A 14,693-nucleotide genomic window follows, 5' to 3' on the forward strand; every position below is an offset into this window, starting at 1 on the left:
CCGGGCCTGCGCCCTGCTCGGGGCGCGGGCCAATCTATTTCGTCACGTCATGGCCATAGAGCCAGTCGAAGGCGCCGATCATCCGGCCGGGCGCCAGACGTGAGCCGATCCGCAGCATGCCATGGGCGGCAAAGCGCAGCGGTCCGGGGCGCAGATGATAGCGCCAGGCATTGCCCTCGGCGGCCCGGATCACCCGCCGCACCCTTTTCTCGCGCCGCTGCTGATAGCTCTCTAGCGCCGCCGCGGGCGCCTCCCGGCTCAGGCAATCCGCCAGCACCCAGGCATCCTCCAGCGCCATATTCGCCCCCTGCGCGAGGAAGGGCAGCGTCGGATGCGCGGCGTCCCCGAGCAGCGCCACGCCGTCGCCATGCCAGCGGTCAGCCACCTTGTGGTGATGCAGCCCCCAGAGGGTGACCTCCCGGACCGCCGCGATCATCCCGGCGGCGCGGCCCTGAAACCCTGCAAAGGCCGCGCGCAGATTGGCCGGATCATCGGCATGGTTCCAGCCCTCCGCCGCCCAATCCGCGCGTTCCTCCACCGCCACGAGGTTGACGAGATCCCCGCCGCGCAGCGCGTAGCTGACCAGATGCCGCCCCGGCCCCATGGTGACCTGCGCCTCGGGCGGATGGGCGACGTCATTGGGCACCAACGCGCGCCAGGCCACCTGACCGGAGAACCGGGCTGCATCGGACCCGTTGAGCCGGGCGCGTGCGATGGAATGGATGCCATCCGCCGCGATCACCAGCTCGGCGCGCCGCAGGCTGCCGTCCCGCAGCGCCACCTGCGGCAGCGCGCCAGGGCGAATGCGCGTCACGTCGGCGCCGAATTCGCAGGTCACATTGGCGCGCCGCGCCGCCCCGGCGAGCAATGCGACCAGATCGGCGCGATGGATGAAATAATAACGCTGATCCTCGGCCAGCCTTGTCAGATCGAGCCGCGCCACCGGGCCGCCGCCGCGATGATCGCGCAGCACCACCGCCTGCCCCTGCACCGCCGCGCCGCGTGCCAGCGCGGCTTCGAGCCCCAGGGCGCGCAGCACCGCCAGGCCGTTCGGGCTGACCTGCAGGCCCGCGCCGATCTCGCCGAAGCTCTCGGCCCGTTCCAGCAGGGTCACCGCCACGCCGCGCTGTGCCAAAGCGGTGGCCACCGCCAGACCGCCGATGCCACCACCGATCACGATGGCGTTCGAAATTCCCATGCCGCCTCCGAATGGCAAGACGCCGGAGCAATGCCCCGGCGTCGAACTCTGATCAGATCAGAAGCGATCAATCATCGCGGTGGACCTTCTCGCGCCGCTCGTGACGTTCCTGCACTTCCAGTGTCATCGTCGCGATCGGCCGGGCGTCCAGCCGCTTGAGCGAAATCGGGTCGCCGGTCACCGAGCAATAGCCGAACTCGCCCTCGTCGATCCGCCGCAGCGCAGCGTCGATCTTGGCGACCAGTTTGCGCGCGCGGTCGCGTGTGCGCAGCTCCAGCGCGCGGTCGGTCTCCTCGCTGGCGCGATCCGCTACATCCGGAATATTGCGCGTGCCGTCCTGCAACCCTTCGATGGTGTCGCGGCTGCCCGCCAGCAATTCCGCTTTCCAGTTCAACAATTTCCGGCGGAAATATTCGAGTTGCCGTTCATTCATGAAAGGCTCGTCCTCAGCCGGTGAATAATCATCCGGCAGGAAAACTCCCTGCTTCATACCATCATCCCTATGCGTTCCAACGTCTTGCATAAGAGGCCTGTCTCCCGACATTACTCCCTGCCGGTGCTCTACCGCAGCGTCAGCAGATTGTCACTACACAATCCCCACGAATCCCGGTTAAACACGGCGCTGAAAAGCCGTGTCACAGAAGGTTGAAAACAAGATGAAATTCCAAGGCACCGCCGAATATGTCGCAACCGACGACCTGACCATCGCCGTCAATGCCGCCGTGACGCTGGAGCGTCCGCTGCTGGTCAAGGGCGAGCCGGGCACCGGCAAGACGGAACTGGCCAGGCAGGTCTCGAACGCGCTCGGCCTGCGGATGATCGAGTGGAACATCAAGTCGACGACCAGGGCGCAGCAGGGGCTTTATGAATATGACGCGGTCAGCCGACTGCGCGACAGCCAGCTCGGCGACGAGCGGGTGCATGACGTGAAAAACTACATCCGCAAGGGCAAGCTCTGGGAAGCCTTCGAGGCGGACGAGAAGGTCGTGCTGCTGATCGACGAGATCGACAAGGCGGATATCGAGTTCCCCAACGACCTGTTGCAGGAGCTCGACAAGATGGAGTTCCACGTCTACGAGACCGGCGAGACGATCCGGGCCCGCAAGCGTCCGATCGTGATCATCACCTCCAACAACGAAAAGGAACTGCCCGACGCGTTCCTGCGCCGCTGTTTCTTCCACTACATCCGCTTCCCGGAGATCGACACGCTGCGCCGCATCGTCGAGGTGCATCACCCCGGCATCAAGGAAAGCCTGCTTTCCACCGCGCTCACACAGTTCTACGAGATCCGCGACCAGGCCGGGCTGAAGAAGAAGCCCTCGACATCCGAAGTGCTCGACTGGCTGAAGCTGCTGCTGGCCGAGGACATGGACGCCGCCGACCTGCGCCAGGACGGCAAGAGCGCCCTGCCCAAGCTGCACGGCGCGCTGCTCAAGAACGAGCAGGACGTGCATCTCTTCGAACGTCTCGCCTTCATGGCACGCGGCCAGCGCTGAGCCCGCCAACCTTGCTCGGCGCCTGAAAGCGTCGAAAAGATCCGGCGCGTCGCAGACCCTGTGGCGCGCCACTCTTTTGCCCCATTTGCTCCCTAACATGAACCGGAAGTCGGGCGAAAAGACCCGGATCACGAGGCGTGAAGAGGGCAGGCAGTGACAAATATCGACAACGCGGAGCGTCCGTGTGCACCCGGGGCATGGGCACGGGGCGTGCAATGACGGCGCGGCTCATCCTGCCGCTGGTGCTGCTGCTCAATGCCTGCGTGCCCGCCTCGCAGCCCGGTATCGTGACCCGCGGGCAGATCGCCGAGAGCGCCCTGCCCCCGATGAAACGCTTCGCCGCTGCCGCCCAGCAGCACCGGCCACAGGGCAATGCCACCCTGGCCGCCGATTTCCTTGACCTGACCTTCCAGCTTGAAAACGGCCGCGCCCTGCCGGTGCTGACCCGCTTCGAAGGACCGGTCTCGCTGCGCGTCACCGGCACCCCGCCCGCCAGCCTCGCGCCCGACCTGCAGAGCCTGCTGGCGCGGCTGCGCAACGAGGCGGGGATCGACATCACCCTCACGCAGGGCCCGGACGCCGGCATCACCATCGCCGCCGTCAGCCGCCGAGAGATCAACAGCCTGCTGCCCGACGCCGCCTGTTTCGTGGCACCCAATGTCGGCTCGCTCGCCGAATATCGCCGGGCCCGCCGCACGCCGCAGACGAGCTGGGCGAATCTGCAGCGCCGCGAAAGGCTGGCGATTTTCCTGCCCCATGACGCAAGCCCGCAGGAGCTGCGCGACTGCCTGCACGAGGAACTGGCCCAGGCGCTGGGTCCGCTCAATGACCTCTACCGGCTCTCCGGTTCGGTGTTCAACGACGACAATGTGCATAACGTGCTGACCGGTTTCGACATGCTGATCCTGCGCATCACCTATGATCCGGCGCTGCGCTCGGGCATGTCGCGAGAGGAGGTCGCCGCCGCCCTGCCTGCCCTGCTCGCCCGGATCAATCCGGGCACCGATGCCGCGAGCGCCGCGCCGGTCACCCGCACGCCGCGGGTCTGGATCGCGGCGATCCAGACCGCGCTCGGCCGTAACGTCGCGCCCGCCGCGCGCCGCGTGGCGGCAGAGGATGCCCTGCGCATCGCCAGACACCAGGGCTGGCAGGATCACCGCCGCGGCTTTTCGCATTACGCCATGGGCCGGGTGCTGCAGCGTGATGACCCGGCGGCGGCGCAGCGGCATTATCGTACAGCCGATGGCTTTTACGCCCGTCAGCCCGGCACCGCGCTGCACCGCGCCCATGTCGCCACGCAGCTCGCCGCCCACGCGGTGATCGACGGCGACGGAGCGCGCGCGCTGGCCGAGATCGCGCCGCATATCGCCACCGCACAGCGTCACGAAAACGCCGCCCTGCTCGCCACGCTGCTGCTGCTTCGGGCCGAAGCGCTGGAGCTCGAGCAGCGCGCCGAAGAAGCCGCGGCGGTCAGGCTGGACAGTATCGGCTGGGCGCGATACGGCTTTGGCCCTGACTGGGCTGTGCGGGCCAAGCTGCGCGAGATCGCCTCGCTGAACCCGCGCAAGGGATAGCGACGGAACCAATATGATCGTAATTGCAATGGCCATCATCGGGGCAGTGATCGGCGCCATGACCGCGCGCAAACGCGGCGGCAACCGCAAGGACATCGGCCAATATGCCGCCGGATACGGGCTCGCCTTCACCATCGCGGGCATGTTCCTGACCATCCTCGTGGACCGTCTCTTCAACGTGGTCTGAACGCGATGTTCCTGCCCTTCTTCGAACAGCTGCGCAAACACGGCGTGCCGGTCTCGCTGCGGGAATTCCTCGCCTTCCTCGACGGCATGGCCGCGGGGCTCGCCACCTATGATGTCGAGGCCTTCTATTACCTCGCGCGGGTCGCGATGGTGAAGGACGAGCGCAATATCGACAAGTTCGACCGTGCCTTCGCCGCCACGTTCCAGGGATTGGAAAACATCAGCCTCGACGCGGTCGACATCCCCGGCGACTGGCTCGAGAAGATGGCCGAGAAACATCTCAGCGCCGCTGAAATGGCCGAGATCGAGGCGCTCGGCGGTTTTGACAAGCTGATGGAGACGCTGAAGGAGCGGCTGAAGGAACAGGAAGGCCGCCACCAGGGGGGCAACAAGTGGATCGGCACCGCGGGCACCTCGCCCTTCGGCGCCTATGGCTACAACCCCGAAGGCGTAAGGATCGGCCAGAAGGAGAGCCGCCACCAGCGTGCCGTCAAGGTCTGGGACAAACGCGAATTCCGCAATCTCGACGACAATGTCGAAATCGGCACCCGCAACATCAAGGTTGCGCTGAAACGCCTGCGCCGCTGGGCACGCGACGGCGCCAACGAGGAGCTCGACCTCTCCGGCACGATCCGCGCCACCGCCGAACATGGCTATCTCGATGTGAAGACCCGCCCCGAACGGCGCAATGCCGTCAAGGTCCTGCTGTTTCTCGACGTAGGCGGCTCGATGGATCCGCATATCAGACTGGTCGAGGAATTGTTCAGCGCCGCCAAGGCCGAGTTCAAGCATCTCGAACATTACTATTTCCACAATTGCCTCTACGAAGGCGTCTGGCGCGACAATGCCCGGCGCTGGGAGGCGCAGATCCCGACCCATGAGGTGCTGCGCACCTATGGCTCCGATTACAAATGCATCTTCGTCGGCGATGCCTCGATGTCGCCCTATGAGGTCGCCTATCCGGGTGGAGCCAATGAACACTGGAATGCCGAGGCGGGCGCCACCTGGCTGGCCCGGGCGCGCGATCAATGGCCGGGCCATCTGTGGATCAATCCGGTGCCGGAAAGATACTGGCCCTATACCCAGTCGATCGCGATGATCCGCGAGATCTTCGGGCCCGAGGCAATGGTGCCGATGACGCTCGAAGGGCTTTCGCGCGGCATCAAGACCCTGAGCCGCTGACCCGGAACCAGCCGCCTCCCGAAGCGTTGGTCTTGCAACCAATCGTGAAAGGACATTCCATGACAATCAAGAAATCGGGCTCGGCCCGCTGGAGCGGCAATCTCAAGGAAGGCAAGGGCCATGTCTCGACCCAGACCAAGGTGCTCGATGACCAGCCCTATGGGTTCAACACAAGGTTCGAGGACAAACCCGGCACCAACCCCGAAGAATTGATCGGCGCCGCCCACGCGTCGTGCTTCTCCATGGCCCTGTCGATGATCCTCGAAGGCGAGAACCTCGTCGCCGACAAGGTCGAGACCAAGGCGACCGTGCATCTTGAGCAGAAGGACAGCGGCTTCCACATCCCCAAGGTCCATCTCGACGTGACCGCCAGCATCCCCGATGCCAGCGCCGAGCAATTCGAGAAGGCCGCCAAGACCGCCAAGGAAAACTGTCCGATCTCGAAGCTGCTCACCGCCGAGATCACCATGGACGCCAAACTCGCCTGAGCCTCGGGGGCCGGTCCGCGCGACCGGCCCTTCTTTATGCTTCAAATACTCGCGCGCGCAGCGCTCCTGCCCTTGCGCCCCGCCGGACCATGGCCATATTGATCCCATGATCCGCGTCCTGCCCATCCTGCTGGCCATTCTCGTTGCCATCGCCATGTACCGCTTCTCGGCCTGGCGCACGGCCCGGGAGCTCGACGCCCGTTCGACCGAACTGATGGACCCGGCGCTGCGCGATGTCACCTCTCGCATGGCCGGCGCGCTCGATCTGCCGCGGATCAAGGTCAATCTCTACGAAATCGCGCCGATCAACGGGCTGGCGGCCCCGGATGGGCGCATCTTCATCACCCGTGGCTTCTACAACAAGTTCAAGTCCGGCGAAATCAGCGCCGAGGAGTTGGCGAGCGTGATCGCCCATGAGCTCGGCCATGTAGCGCTCGGCCATGCGCGGCGGCGGATGATCGATTTTTCCGGCCAGAACGCGCTGCGCACCGCGCTGGCGATGGTGCTCGGGCGGCTGATCCCCGGTGTCGGCATTCTGATCGCCAATTTCGCCGCCCGGCTGCTGGCGGCCCGGCTGTCGCGGGGCGATGAATACGAGGCCGATGCCTATGCCGCAGCGCTGCTTACCAAGGCCGGGATCGGCGTGGCGCCGCAGATCTCGATGTTCCGCAAGCTTGACGCCATGAGCCAGGGTGCCGGCGGCGTGACCCCGGCCTGGTTGATGAGCCATCCCAAGACGGATCAGCGGATCGCCGCCCTGACGCAGCTGCAGTCGCGCTGGGAGGGCTGAAGCGCTTTTACCGCGTCAGCGCCTTGGCCAGACGCGGCAGGCGGGCTTTCTTGAGCAACGGGCGCAATTGCCAATCCGCGCCGGACAGCCGCCGCGCCTCGGCCAGCACCTTTTCGGCGACCTCGGCCATTATCTCGGGATGGCGGGCGTGAAGCCCGGCCAGGAACGTATCCGGTTCGACGCGCTCCAGCCCCTCTTCGGCAAGGACATCGCGCGGAAAATCCTTGGCATTGAGGGTCATGATCGCATCGGCGCTGGCATTGATGGCGATCGCGAGCACATGCAGATCATTCGCATCCGGCAGGTAGAGCCGCGACTCGAGCCCCGACGCGGGAGGGCAGATCGCCTTCGGCCAGTCGCGGCGCAGCAGCGCCAGCTCCGCCTCGGCCTGGGCGACGCCGAGCGCGCCGAGCTTGGCCGCCGCCAGCCGCCATTCCTCCAGGATACGCTCGGACCACAGCGGCACCAGCAGACCGGCACGCGCCGCGCCGAGCACCATTTCGCGCATCACCGTCGGGTAGAGGACGCAGGTGTCGATCAAAAGACGCGGCGCTGCCGGTGTCACAGGCGGAAGAACAGCGATTTCAGGTAGCCGGACTCGGCGAGCTGCGGCAATTGCGGATGATCCGGCCCGGCAAAACCGGTGTGCAGCAACATTCCCCGGCGCCCCGCCCGCCCGATGCCGCGCACCGAGGCGGTGCGGAACTGCGTCAAATCCGCGGCGTGGGAACAGGAGCAGAGACCGAGAATACCGTTTTCGGCAACCAGCGGCGCGGCGAGGCGGGCGATCTTCTCATAGGCGCGCAGTCCGGCCTCGAGCGCCGGGCGCGACGGCGCGAAGGCGGGTGGATCGCAGATCACCACGTCAAATTCCGCGCCCTCGGCGCGCAGCGCGGTCAGCGTCTCGAAAGCATCGCCCTGGCGCGTGCTGAACTGTCCGGACTTGCCCATCGCGGCGGCACCGGCATTTGCCAGTTCGAGAGCCGGGGCGGATCCGTCAACTGCGACGGCCGCGCTGGCCCCGGCCGCCAGCGCCGCGAGGGAGAAGCCGCCCACATGTGAAAAGACGTCGAGCACGCGGGCGCCCTTGGCGAGATTGGCGGCGAAAGCATGGTTCGGCCGCTGGTCGTAGAAAAGTCCGGTCTTCTGCCCGCCGGTCAGGTCGGCCATATAGATGGCTTCGTTCATCGGCACCTCGACCGGCGCGTCGGGCGCCTGTCCGGCCAGCACGGCGCCGACATCATCGAGACCTTCCAGCGCGCGGGTGCGCCCGGCGGCGTTCTTCAAGACGTTGGAGACCCCGGTCACCTCGATCAGCGCCGCGCAGAGCGGTTCGATCAGCGCATCGGCCCAGGCCGCGTTCGGCTGGATCACGCAGGTATCGCCGAAACGGTCGATGACCACACCGGGCAGACCGTCGGCCTCGGCATGGACAAGCCGGTAGAACGGCGCGTCGTAGATCAGGTTGCGCAGCGCCAGCGCGCGGGCGATGCGATGCGCGAACCATTCCCGATCGAGCAGCGCCTCGGCATTCTGATCGAGGATCCGCGCGATGATCTTGCTTTGGGGATTGACCGCGACCAGCCCCATCGGCTGACGCGCGTCGTCCTCGAGCTGCGCCAGGGTGCCGGGGGCCAGCGCCCTGGTGCGCCGGTCGGTGACCAGTTCGTTGGCATAGACCCAGGGAAAGCCGTGGCGGATCGCGCGGGCATTGGCTTTCGGCAGGAGCCGGACCACGGGCAGTGAGGCGGAGGGGGTAAGGGGCGCTGTCATGGCGCCCCGTCTAGTCATTTCGACGGCGCGAGGGAAGATCAGATTTTGGCGGGCGCGCTGCCACTCGTGGCCCCGGCCACCATGGCCGCAGCGGTCTGCTGTAATTGCGCACGGATCACGTTGCCGAGATGCGCGGAGATACGCACCTTCTGGGTCTCGCCGCGCTGCTCCGCCGCGATCGCCCGCTTCCCGCCATAGCCGCGCAGATCCGCTTCGATCTCGCGGGTCGGTGCCAGCACCGCGCCGCTGCGCGCATCGCGTACCGTCAGCAGGAACTTGATCGAATGGATGCCGCCGACACTGTAGCGGGTCTTCTCGGTCAGGGCGTGGAAGCGGGTCACCTCGACATCGAGCACCACCGGCCGGCCCTTGAGATCGGCCGTTCCGGCGGCGAGCGCATCCTCGAAAATGGTCTTGACCTGCGCGTGACGGTCCCCGATCGGATCCTCGCGCCAGACGATGTCACCGCTCGGATAATAGCGGTTGGCCTCGGAAACCTCGAGGCTCCTGGGCACCGAGACATTGATCTTGCGGACCTGCAGCGGGGCCGCGGCGCGCTGTCCGGCCATGTCGAGCGACGCGGTGGCGGTGGCATTGCGGCTGACCGTCTGCGGCGCGGCGCAGGCCGACACGATCACACCAAGGCCGAGCGCCGCGATCAATTTGAAAGCTTTCATGACATCCTCACTCTTGAACCGGCAAATCCCGGGAATACCCCTCGTTTGACGGGAAACTATGGCCGCAATGCGGCGTGTTCGTGACCGCAAAGGCATTTTTCCATGGCTTTCGCGAGGCACTCCACCGGGAAGGAAAGACCGTCGCGGCAGGGTCAGCTGCGCGGACGGCTGCGCCAGCCCCCGCGGCGGCGCGGCGCGGCCATGCCGCCCAGCCCTTCCTTGAGCACCTCGGTCATCGGATGGGCCTCCGCGCCCGCGCCGTGATGAGCCAGCAGGCGGCGGATCGCCGCGCCCGTGTCGCTTTCCAGCGGCAGGCTCAGCGCCCAGTCGAGAAAGATCGACCGGCATTCCGCCTTGGTGATCCCCTCGATCCTGTAGGATTCCCGGATCAGCCCCTTGGGATCTTCCGCGTTGGTCGTGTTCATGGGCCATCGTCCTCCGTCTGTCCGGGCGCCTCTTCGCGCAGCGCCCGGTCGATGATCGTCGCCGCGGCGCTGCATTTCTGTGACATATGCGACAGCAGCGATTCAAGATCGTCATGCTGCAACGTGCGGCACAGGAATGCGATGCCGGCCGCGCCCAGCGTCTCGGGGTCTAGCGGCGCGGAGGACAGGAGCCGCGCTGCACATTGCAGGGTCCAGCAATCGCCATAGGCCGCCGCCAGGTCGGCCTGCTCGCGCGGTCCGATCACCCCCGCATCGGGCAGCGCGGCGATCCCCTCCCCGATGTCGCGGCACGCGCGGCCCGAGATCAGCGTGCCGGCCTGCGCGAAGAGTTCGATGTCCTGCAACCGCCCCGGCCCGATCTTGGCATCGAGCGGACCGGCACCGGATTTCGCCGCCGCGATCCGGGCACGCATCTGCGCCACTTGCGCGAGAACCTCGTGGCGCGCGCGCGGCTGCTGCAGGATCTGGCGGCGCAACGTCTCGACATCCTGCGCCAGATCCTGCGGTCCGGCGATCACCTGCGCACGGGTCAGCGCCAGATGTTCCCAGATCCAGGCCTCGGTCATCTGGTAGCTCTTGAAACTCGCAAGGCTGGTGGCCACCGGCCCCTGATTGCCCGAAGGCCGCAGCCGCATGTCGACCTCATAGAGCCGCCCCTCGGCCATCGGGGCGCTGAGGGCGGTGATCATCGCCTGGGTCAGACGCGCATAATAGGCCCGCGTCGCCAGCGGTCGGCGGCCCTCCGACATTTCCTGTTCCTGCGGATCATAGATCACGATCATGTCGAGATCCGACGTCGCGGTCAGCCGCCCGGCGCCGAGCGAGCCCATGCCGAGCAACACCGCCCCGCGCCCCGGCGGCGGCCCGTGACGCAGGGCGAATTGCGCGGTGACGACGGGCCAGAGCACACTCAGGACGGCACGGGCCAGATCGGCATATTGCACACTGGCACGATCCGCATCGATCAACCCGCGCAGATGATGAACGCCGATGCGGAAATGCCATTCGCGTGCCCAGCGACGGGTGCCGTCCAGCCGGGTCTCGTAATCGCTTTCGTGCGCCAATGTCTCCTCCAGCATGTCCTGCAGCGCCGCCTGCCCCGGCCAGGGCGAGAAGAAATCCCCGCCCAGCACCGCGTCGAGCACTCCGGCATTCTGCGACAGATGCCGTGCCAGCGCCGGAGAGGTGCTGACGATGTCGATCAGCAGATCGGCAAGCTGCGGGTTGACCTTGAGCAGGGAGAAAAGCTGCACCCCGGCGGGCAGACCGGCGAGAAAGCCGTCAAAGGCCCGCAACGCCTCGTCGGGGCGTCCGGCCTCGGCCAGCCGCGCCAGCAGATCGGGCTTGAGCCTCGCGAAGATCGCCGCCGCCCGGGGCGAGCGCAGGGCCGGGTAGCTCAGCCAGCGATCGATCACCGCCGCGTCGAACTGGTGATCGCCGGGCAAGGGCAGCGGCGTCGGCTCGCGGCTGGCGGCGAAGAACCCCTCGGTCAGCTCATGCACCGCGTTGAGCCGCGCCACCAGATCGGCCTTGAGAGCCTCGGTATCCATATCCACCATGCAGGCCAGCCGGTCGAATCCCGCCTCGCTGCGCGGCAGGGCATGGGTCTGCGCGTCCTGGATCATCTGCAACCGGTGCTCGATGCCGCGATGCGCCCGGTAATGATCGCCGAGCGCGGCCACCGCATCCTCGGGAACCCAGCCCTTCCGGGCCAGCACCTGGAGGGCGGGCAAGGTGCCGCGCAGCCGCAGATCGACATCGCGCCCCCCGGCGATGAGCTGCCGGGTCTGGGTGAAGAACTCGATCTCGCGAATCCCGCCGCGGCCGAGCTTCATGTCATGTCCCGAAAGGGTGATCGGCCCGCCCAGCCCCTTGTGCTCGCGGATCGCCAGCCGCATGTCATGGGCGTCCTGGATCGCCGCGAAATCGAGATGCCGCCGCCAGACGAAAGGCCGCAACGTGGCGAGGAATTTCTCTCCCGCCGCGAGATCCCCGGCACAGGGCCGCGCCTTGATATAGGCCGCCCGCTCCCAGGTCCGCCCGAGCGATTCATAATAGCGCTCCGCGGCCTCCATCGCCATGCAGACCGGGGTCACGCCGCTGTCCGGGCGCAGCCGCAGATCGGTGCGAAAGACATAGCCTCCCGCGGTGATATCGCTGAGCATCCCGCTCATCGCACGGGTGGCCCGCACGAAACCGGCCCGCGCCTCGTGAAAGTCATCCCTGCCGAAACGGGTCTCGTCGAACAGGCAGATCAGGTCGATGTCGGAGGAATAATTCAGCTCCCGCGCCCCCATCTTGCCCATCGCCAATACCACCATGCCGCCGCCGCTCGCGAGGTCCTCCTCCGTCAGCCCCGGCAGCTTGCCCCGCCTGAGCTGCACGGCAAGGCTGGCGCGCAGCGCGGCCTGACAGGCGGCATCGGCGAAATCGCTGAGCGCGCCGGTCACCTCCTCGAGCTCCCAGACCCCGCCGAGATCGGCAATGCCGGTGAGCAGCGCCACCCGCCGCTTGCCCTGGCGCAGCGCTTCAGCGGGATCGGCAAGCCCGGGTTCACGCACAGTTTCGATGACAGAGCGCAGTCCCGCCTCGGGATCGGCGCAGGCGTCTATGAACCACTCGGTCTCCTTCTCCAGCAGATTCATCAGATAGGGCGAGATCGAGGCCGCCGCGATCACCACTTCCGCGAGTTCGGGCGGCAGATCCCCAAGCAGCGCCGCCGCATCGCGGGCGCGCCCCGAATGATAGGGTCGCGGGGTACGGGTAAGCCTTGCGGCGAGGGAAGATGCTGTCATGGCCTCAGCATTGAAGAGCAGCGCCGCGCAGGTCAACAGCCAAGCAGCGCAGGGAGCCCGGCGCAGGCCCGCCCGACAATCGCCATTCACAATGTGAAAAACATTTACATCTCCCCTTGCAATGACCGGCTGTCCACCCAATCTAGGTAATGTGAAGGACATTCACATACCCGAACCGAGAAGGCCCGAGGCGGGCCTCCCCCGAACCGAAAGGCATCTTCGATGACGACACTGACTTCCAACACCGTTTACAGGGCCCGGCCGGGCTGGCTGGCCCGGGCCGAAGGCTGGCTCGATGACAAGGGCAAGGGTGCCTGGATCGCCGCCATGATCCTCGGCTTCGTGGTCTTCTGGCCCATCGGACTCGCCCTGCTGGCCTATATGATCTGGAGCAATCGCATGTTTTCATCCAAATCCTGCGCCCGTCGCAGCCCCCGTTTCGCCGCCCCCTCGCGCAGCACCGGCAATGCCGCCTTCGACGCCTACAAGGAGGATACCCTGCGCCGCCTCGAAGAGGAGCAGCATAATTTCGAAGCCTTCCTGAAGCGTCTGCGCGAAGCCAAGGACAAGGCCGAGTTCGACCAGTTCATGGACGAACGCGCCAAGCGCAGCGATGCCGACGCCGAGGCCTGATCGCGCCAACACGCCGCCCCGCATGACGCGGGGCGGCCCGTTCCCTGCACCGGAGAAAGCCGCCATGCTGCGCACCCCCGATCCCGAGACCCATCCGCAATTTTACGAAGGCGTGCCGCTCAAGAGGCTCCTGGCCTGGCTTGTCGATGTCACCCTGATCGCATTGATCTGCGTCCTGCTGCTGCCCTTCACCGCCTTCACCGGCCTGTTCTTCTTCCCGCTGATGATGCTGGTGGTCGGCTTTGCCTACCGGGTGATCACGCTGAGCAACGGCTCGGCAACCTGGGGGATGCGGCTGATGGGGATGGAGCTGCGCGACCAGGCCGACGCGCCCCTCGATTTCACCACCGCGTTCCTGCACACTTCCGGCTATGCGGTGTCGATGGCGATGGCGCCATTGCAGCTCATCTCGGTGGTGCTGATGGCCACATCGGCGCGCTGCCAGGGCCTGACCGACATGCTGCTCGGCACCGCCGCACTCAACCGACGCCTGCGCGACTGAGCCGGGACCCATCCTTCCGCTTGTCGTTAACGCTATCGTGCGACAACACTACTTGGCGGCCTGCCGGAGGATTGATACACTTTCCCGGCTCAGACCCGGAAAAATCATGCGCCATACGTTGCCCCTCACCCCGCAGTTCTATGTGACTGCTCCACAACCCTGCCCTTATCTCGAGGGCCGGATGGAGCGCAAATTGTTCACCGCACTGCAGGGCGAGAACGCCCACCGGCTCAACGACAGCCTCTCGGCCCAGGGGTTCCGGCGCTCGCAGAACGTGCTCTACCGCCCCTCCTGCGCCGATTGCGCGGCCTGTCTCTCCGCCCGGATCGACGTGGCCGCCTTTCGCCCGAGCCGCAGCCAGAAACGTATCCTGCGCCGCAATACCGGGGTCACCCGCCGGGCCACCTCGCCCTGGGCGACAGAGGATCAATACGACCTGTTCCGCCGGTATCTCGACAGCCGCCACGCCGATGGCGGCATGGCCGATATGGATGTGTTCGAATTCGCCGCGATGATCGAGGAAACCCCGATCCGCAGCCGGGTCATCGAATATGCCGCTCCCGATGACGCAGCGCTGATCGGTGTCTGTCTGACGGACGTGCTCGCCGACGGCGTCAGCATGGTCTATTCCTTCTACTGCCCCGACCGCTCGCGCGACGGACTCGGCAATTACATCATCCTCGATCATATCGAGATCGCCCGCGCCGCGGGCCTGCCTTACGTCTATCTCGGCTATTGGGTGCCGGGCAGTCAGAAGATGGGTTACAAGGCCAAGTTCTCCGGGCTTGAGGTCTATATGGGCGGGTGCTGGCAACAGATGCGCGATCCGGAGAATTTCGAGCCGGACAATCATCCGCTCAGCAACGACCCGATCGCCGAACAGGTGGCCAATATCTCGCTCCCCGACATGGCGCGCGACCGCGGCTGAAACCGGCCCCCCGCTTCTTCTGACC

At 66.3% G+C, this 14,693-nt stretch carries 16 protein-coding genes; 9 read left to right on the forward strand and 7 right to left on the reverse strand.

Annotated features, from left to right (window positions below):
* Positions 1–34: 34 nt before the first annotated feature.
* Together ACFSUD_RS07495 and dksA are read right to left on the reverse strand one after the other, a co-directional pair.
* Positions 35–1,198: an FAD-dependent monooxygenase gene (locus ACFSUD_RS07495; protein ID WP_386372973.1), complete on the reverse strand. Its 1,164-nt coding sequence runs from the start codon at positions 1,196–1,198 to the stop codon at positions 35–37.
* 67 nt (positions 1,199–1,265) lie between these two features.
* Positions 1,266–1,688, reverse strand: coding sequence for an RNA polymerase-binding protein DksA (dksA, locus tag ACFSUD_RS07500; RefSeq protein ID WP_386372975.1), 423 nt, complete (start codon positions 1,686–1,688; stop codon positions 1,266–1,268).
* A gap of 166 nt (positions 1,689–1,854) precedes the next feature.
* Here dksA and ACFSUD_RS07505 point away from each other — a divergent pair, with 166 nt between their 5' ends.
* The 6 genes from ACFSUD_RS07505 (at position 1,855) to ACFSUD_RS07530 (ending at position 6,914) form a co-directional block, all read left to right on the forward strand.
* Positions 1,855–2,694, forward strand: a complete 840-nt coding sequence (locus ACFSUD_RS07505; RefSeq protein WP_386372977.1) for an AAA family ATPase — start codon at positions 1,855–1,857, stop codon at positions 2,692–2,694.
* A 215-nt stretch (positions 2,695–2,909) separates the two neighbouring features.
* Complete coding sequence (locus tag ACFSUD_RS07510) at positions 2,910–4,268, forward strand: DUF2927 domain-containing protein (protein ID WP_386372979.1); 1,359 nt, start codon at positions 2,910–2,912, stop codon at positions 4,266–4,268.
* Between the two features lie 13 nt (positions 4,269–4,281).
* Positions 4,282–4,455, forward strand: a complete 174-nt coding sequence (locus tag ACFSUD_RS07515; RefSeq protein WP_386372981.1) for an apolipoprotein acyltransferase — start codon at positions 4,282–4,284, stop codon at positions 4,453–4,455.
* Between the two features lie 5 nt (positions 4,456–4,460).
* Positions 4,461–5,636 carry a vWA domain-containing protein gene (locus ACFSUD_RS07520; protein ID WP_386372983.1) on the forward strand — a complete coding sequence of 392 codons (1,176 nt, stop codon included), beginning with the start codon at positions 4,461–4,463 and terminating at the stop codon, positions 5,634–5,636.
* A gap of 59 nt (positions 5,637–5,695) precedes the next feature.
* Positions 5,696–6,124 carry an OsmC family protein gene (locus ACFSUD_RS07525; protein ID WP_386372985.1) on the forward strand — a complete coding sequence of 143 codons (429 nt, stop codon included), beginning with the start codon at positions 5,696–5,698 and terminating at the stop codon, positions 6,122–6,124.
* Between the two features lie 106 nt (positions 6,125–6,230).
* Positions 6,231–6,914 (forward strand): M48 family metalloprotease, encoded by a 684-nt coding sequence (locus ACFSUD_RS07530; protein WP_386372987.1) that lies wholly within the window; start codon positions 6,231–6,233, stop codon positions 6,912–6,914.
* A 7-nt stretch (positions 6,915–6,921) separates the two neighbouring features.
* Here ACFSUD_RS07530 and ACFSUD_RS07535 read toward each other — a convergent pair whose 3' ends face one another.
* From ACFSUD_RS07535 to ACFSUD_RS07555, 5 genes are all read right to left on the reverse strand, one after another.
* Positions 6,922–7,455: an RSP_2648 family PIN domain-containing protein gene (locus ACFSUD_RS07535; protein WP_386372989.1), complete on the reverse strand. Its 534-nt coding sequence runs from the start codon at positions 7,453–7,455 to the stop codon at positions 6,922–6,924.
* A gap of 20 nt (positions 7,456–7,475) precedes the next feature.
* A complete protein-coding gene (locus tag ACFSUD_RS07540; RefSeq protein ID WP_386372991.1) occupies positions 7,476–8,687 on the reverse strand; it encodes an RSP_2647 family RNA methyltransferase in 1,212 nt (403 codons plus the stop codon).
* 38 nt (positions 8,688–8,725) lie between these two features.
* Positions 8,726–9,364, reverse strand: a complete 639-nt coding sequence (locus ACFSUD_RS07545; RefSeq protein WP_386372993.1) for a DUF6778 family protein — start codon at positions 9,362–9,364, stop codon at positions 8,726–8,728.
* Positions 9,365–9,516: 152 nt separating this feature from the next.
* Entirely contained in the window at positions 9,517–9,789 is a 273-nt protein-coding gene (locus tag ACFSUD_RS07550) for a hypothetical protein (protein ID WP_386372995.1), read from the reverse strand.
* Complete coding sequence (locus tag ACFSUD_RS07555) at positions 9,786–12,605, reverse strand: [protein-PII] uridylyltransferase family protein (RefSeq protein WP_386372997.1); 2,820 nt, start codon at positions 12,603–12,605, stop codon at positions 9,786–9,788. Before ACFSUD_RS07555 ends, ACFSUD_RS07550 begins: the two co-directional genes overlap by 4 nt.
* Positions 12,606–12,827: 222 nt before the next feature.
* Here ACFSUD_RS07555 and ACFSUD_RS07560 point away from each other — a divergent pair, with 222 nt between their 5' ends.
* The 3 genes from ACFSUD_RS07560 to ACFSUD_RS07570 all read left to right on the forward strand — a co-directional run bounded on the left by ACFSUD_RS07560 (position 12,828) and on the right by ACFSUD_RS07570 (position 14,668).
* Positions 12,828–13,238 carry a DUF2852 domain-containing protein gene (locus tag ACFSUD_RS07560; protein ID WP_386372999.1) on the forward strand — a complete coding sequence of 137 codons (411 nt, stop codon included), beginning with the start codon at positions 12,828–12,830 and terminating at the stop codon, positions 13,236–13,238.
* 64 nt (positions 13,239–13,302) lie between these two features.
* Positions 13,303–13,740, forward strand: coding sequence for an RDD family protein (locus ACFSUD_RS07565; RefSeq protein ID WP_386373001.1), 438 nt, complete (start codon positions 13,303–13,305; stop codon positions 13,738–13,740).
* Positions 13,741–13,846: 106 nt separating this feature from the next.
* On the forward strand, positions 13,847–14,668 hold the full coding sequence (locus ACFSUD_RS07570) for an arginyltransferase (RefSeq protein WP_386373003.1): 822 nt from the start codon (positions 13,847–13,849) through the stop codon (positions 14,666–14,668).
* The last annotated feature ends 25 nt before the right edge of the window (positions 14,669–14,693 follow it).

The sequence above is a fragment of the Sulfitobacter aestuarii genome (assembly GCF_042685005.1).
Lineage (GTDB): Bacteria > Pseudomonadota > Alphaproteobacteria > Rhodobacterales > Rhodobacteraceae > Sulfitobacter > Sulfitobacter aestuarii.

Excerpts from the sequence above, each read along its gene's own strand:
- ACFSUD_RS07495 (WP_386372973.1), bottom strand. The coding sequence starts at position 1,198 with ATGGGAATTTCGAACGCCATCGTGATCGGTGGTGGCATCGGCGGTCTG.
- dksA (WP_386372975.1), bottom strand. The coding sequence starts at position 1,688 with ATGAAGCAGGGAGTTTTCCTGCCGGATGATTATTCACCGGCTGAGGAC.
- ACFSUD_RS07505 (WP_386372977.1), top strand. The coding sequence starts at position 1,855 with ATGAAATTCCAAGGCACCGCCGAATATGTCGCAACCGACGACCTGACC.
- ACFSUD_RS07510 (WP_386372979.1), top strand. The coding sequence starts at position 2,910 with ATGACGGCGCGGCTCATCCTGCCGCTGGTGCTGCTGCTCAATGCCTGC.
- ACFSUD_RS07515 (WP_386372981.1), top strand. The coding sequence starts at position 4,282 with ATGATCGTAATTGCAATGGCCATCATCGGGGCAGTGATCGGCGCCATG.
- ACFSUD_RS07520 (WP_386372983.1), top strand. The coding sequence starts at position 4,461 with ATGTTCCTGCCCTTCTTCGAACAGCTGCGCAAACACGGCGTGCCGGTC.
- ACFSUD_RS07525 (WP_386372985.1), top strand. The coding sequence starts at position 5,696 with ATGACAATCAAGAAATCGGGCTCGGCCCGCTGGAGCGGCAATCTCAAG.
- ACFSUD_RS07530 (WP_386372987.1), top strand. The coding sequence starts at position 6,231 with ATGATCCGCGTCCTGCCCATCCTGCTGGCCATTCTCGTTGCCATCGCC.
- ACFSUD_RS07540 (WP_386372991.1), bottom strand. The coding sequence starts at position 8,687 with ATGACAGCGCCCCTTACCCCCTCCGCCTCACTGCCCGTGGTCCGGCTC.
- ACFSUD_RS07545 (WP_386372993.1), bottom strand. The coding sequence starts at position 9,364 with ATGAAAGCTTTCAAATTGATCGCGGCGCTCGGCCTTGGTGTGATCGTG.
- ACFSUD_RS07550 (WP_386372995.1), bottom strand. The coding sequence starts at position 9,789 with ATGAACACGACCAACGCGGAAGATCCCAAGGGGCTGATCCGGGAATCC.
- ACFSUD_RS07555 (WP_386372997.1), bottom strand. The coding sequence starts at position 12,605 with ATGACAGCATCTTCCCTCGCCGCAAGGCTTACCCGTACCCCGCGACCC.
- ACFSUD_RS07560 (WP_386372999.1), top strand. The coding sequence starts at position 12,828 with ATGACGACACTGACTTCCAACACCGTTTACAGGGCCCGGCCGGGCTGG.
- ACFSUD_RS07565 (WP_386373001.1), top strand. The coding sequence starts at position 13,303 with ATGCTGCGCACCCCCGATCCCGAGACCCATCCGCAATTTTACGAAGGC.
- ACFSUD_RS07570 (WP_386373003.1), top strand. The coding sequence starts at position 13,847 with ATGCGCCATACGTTGCCCCTCACCCCGCAGTTCTATGTGACTGCTCCA.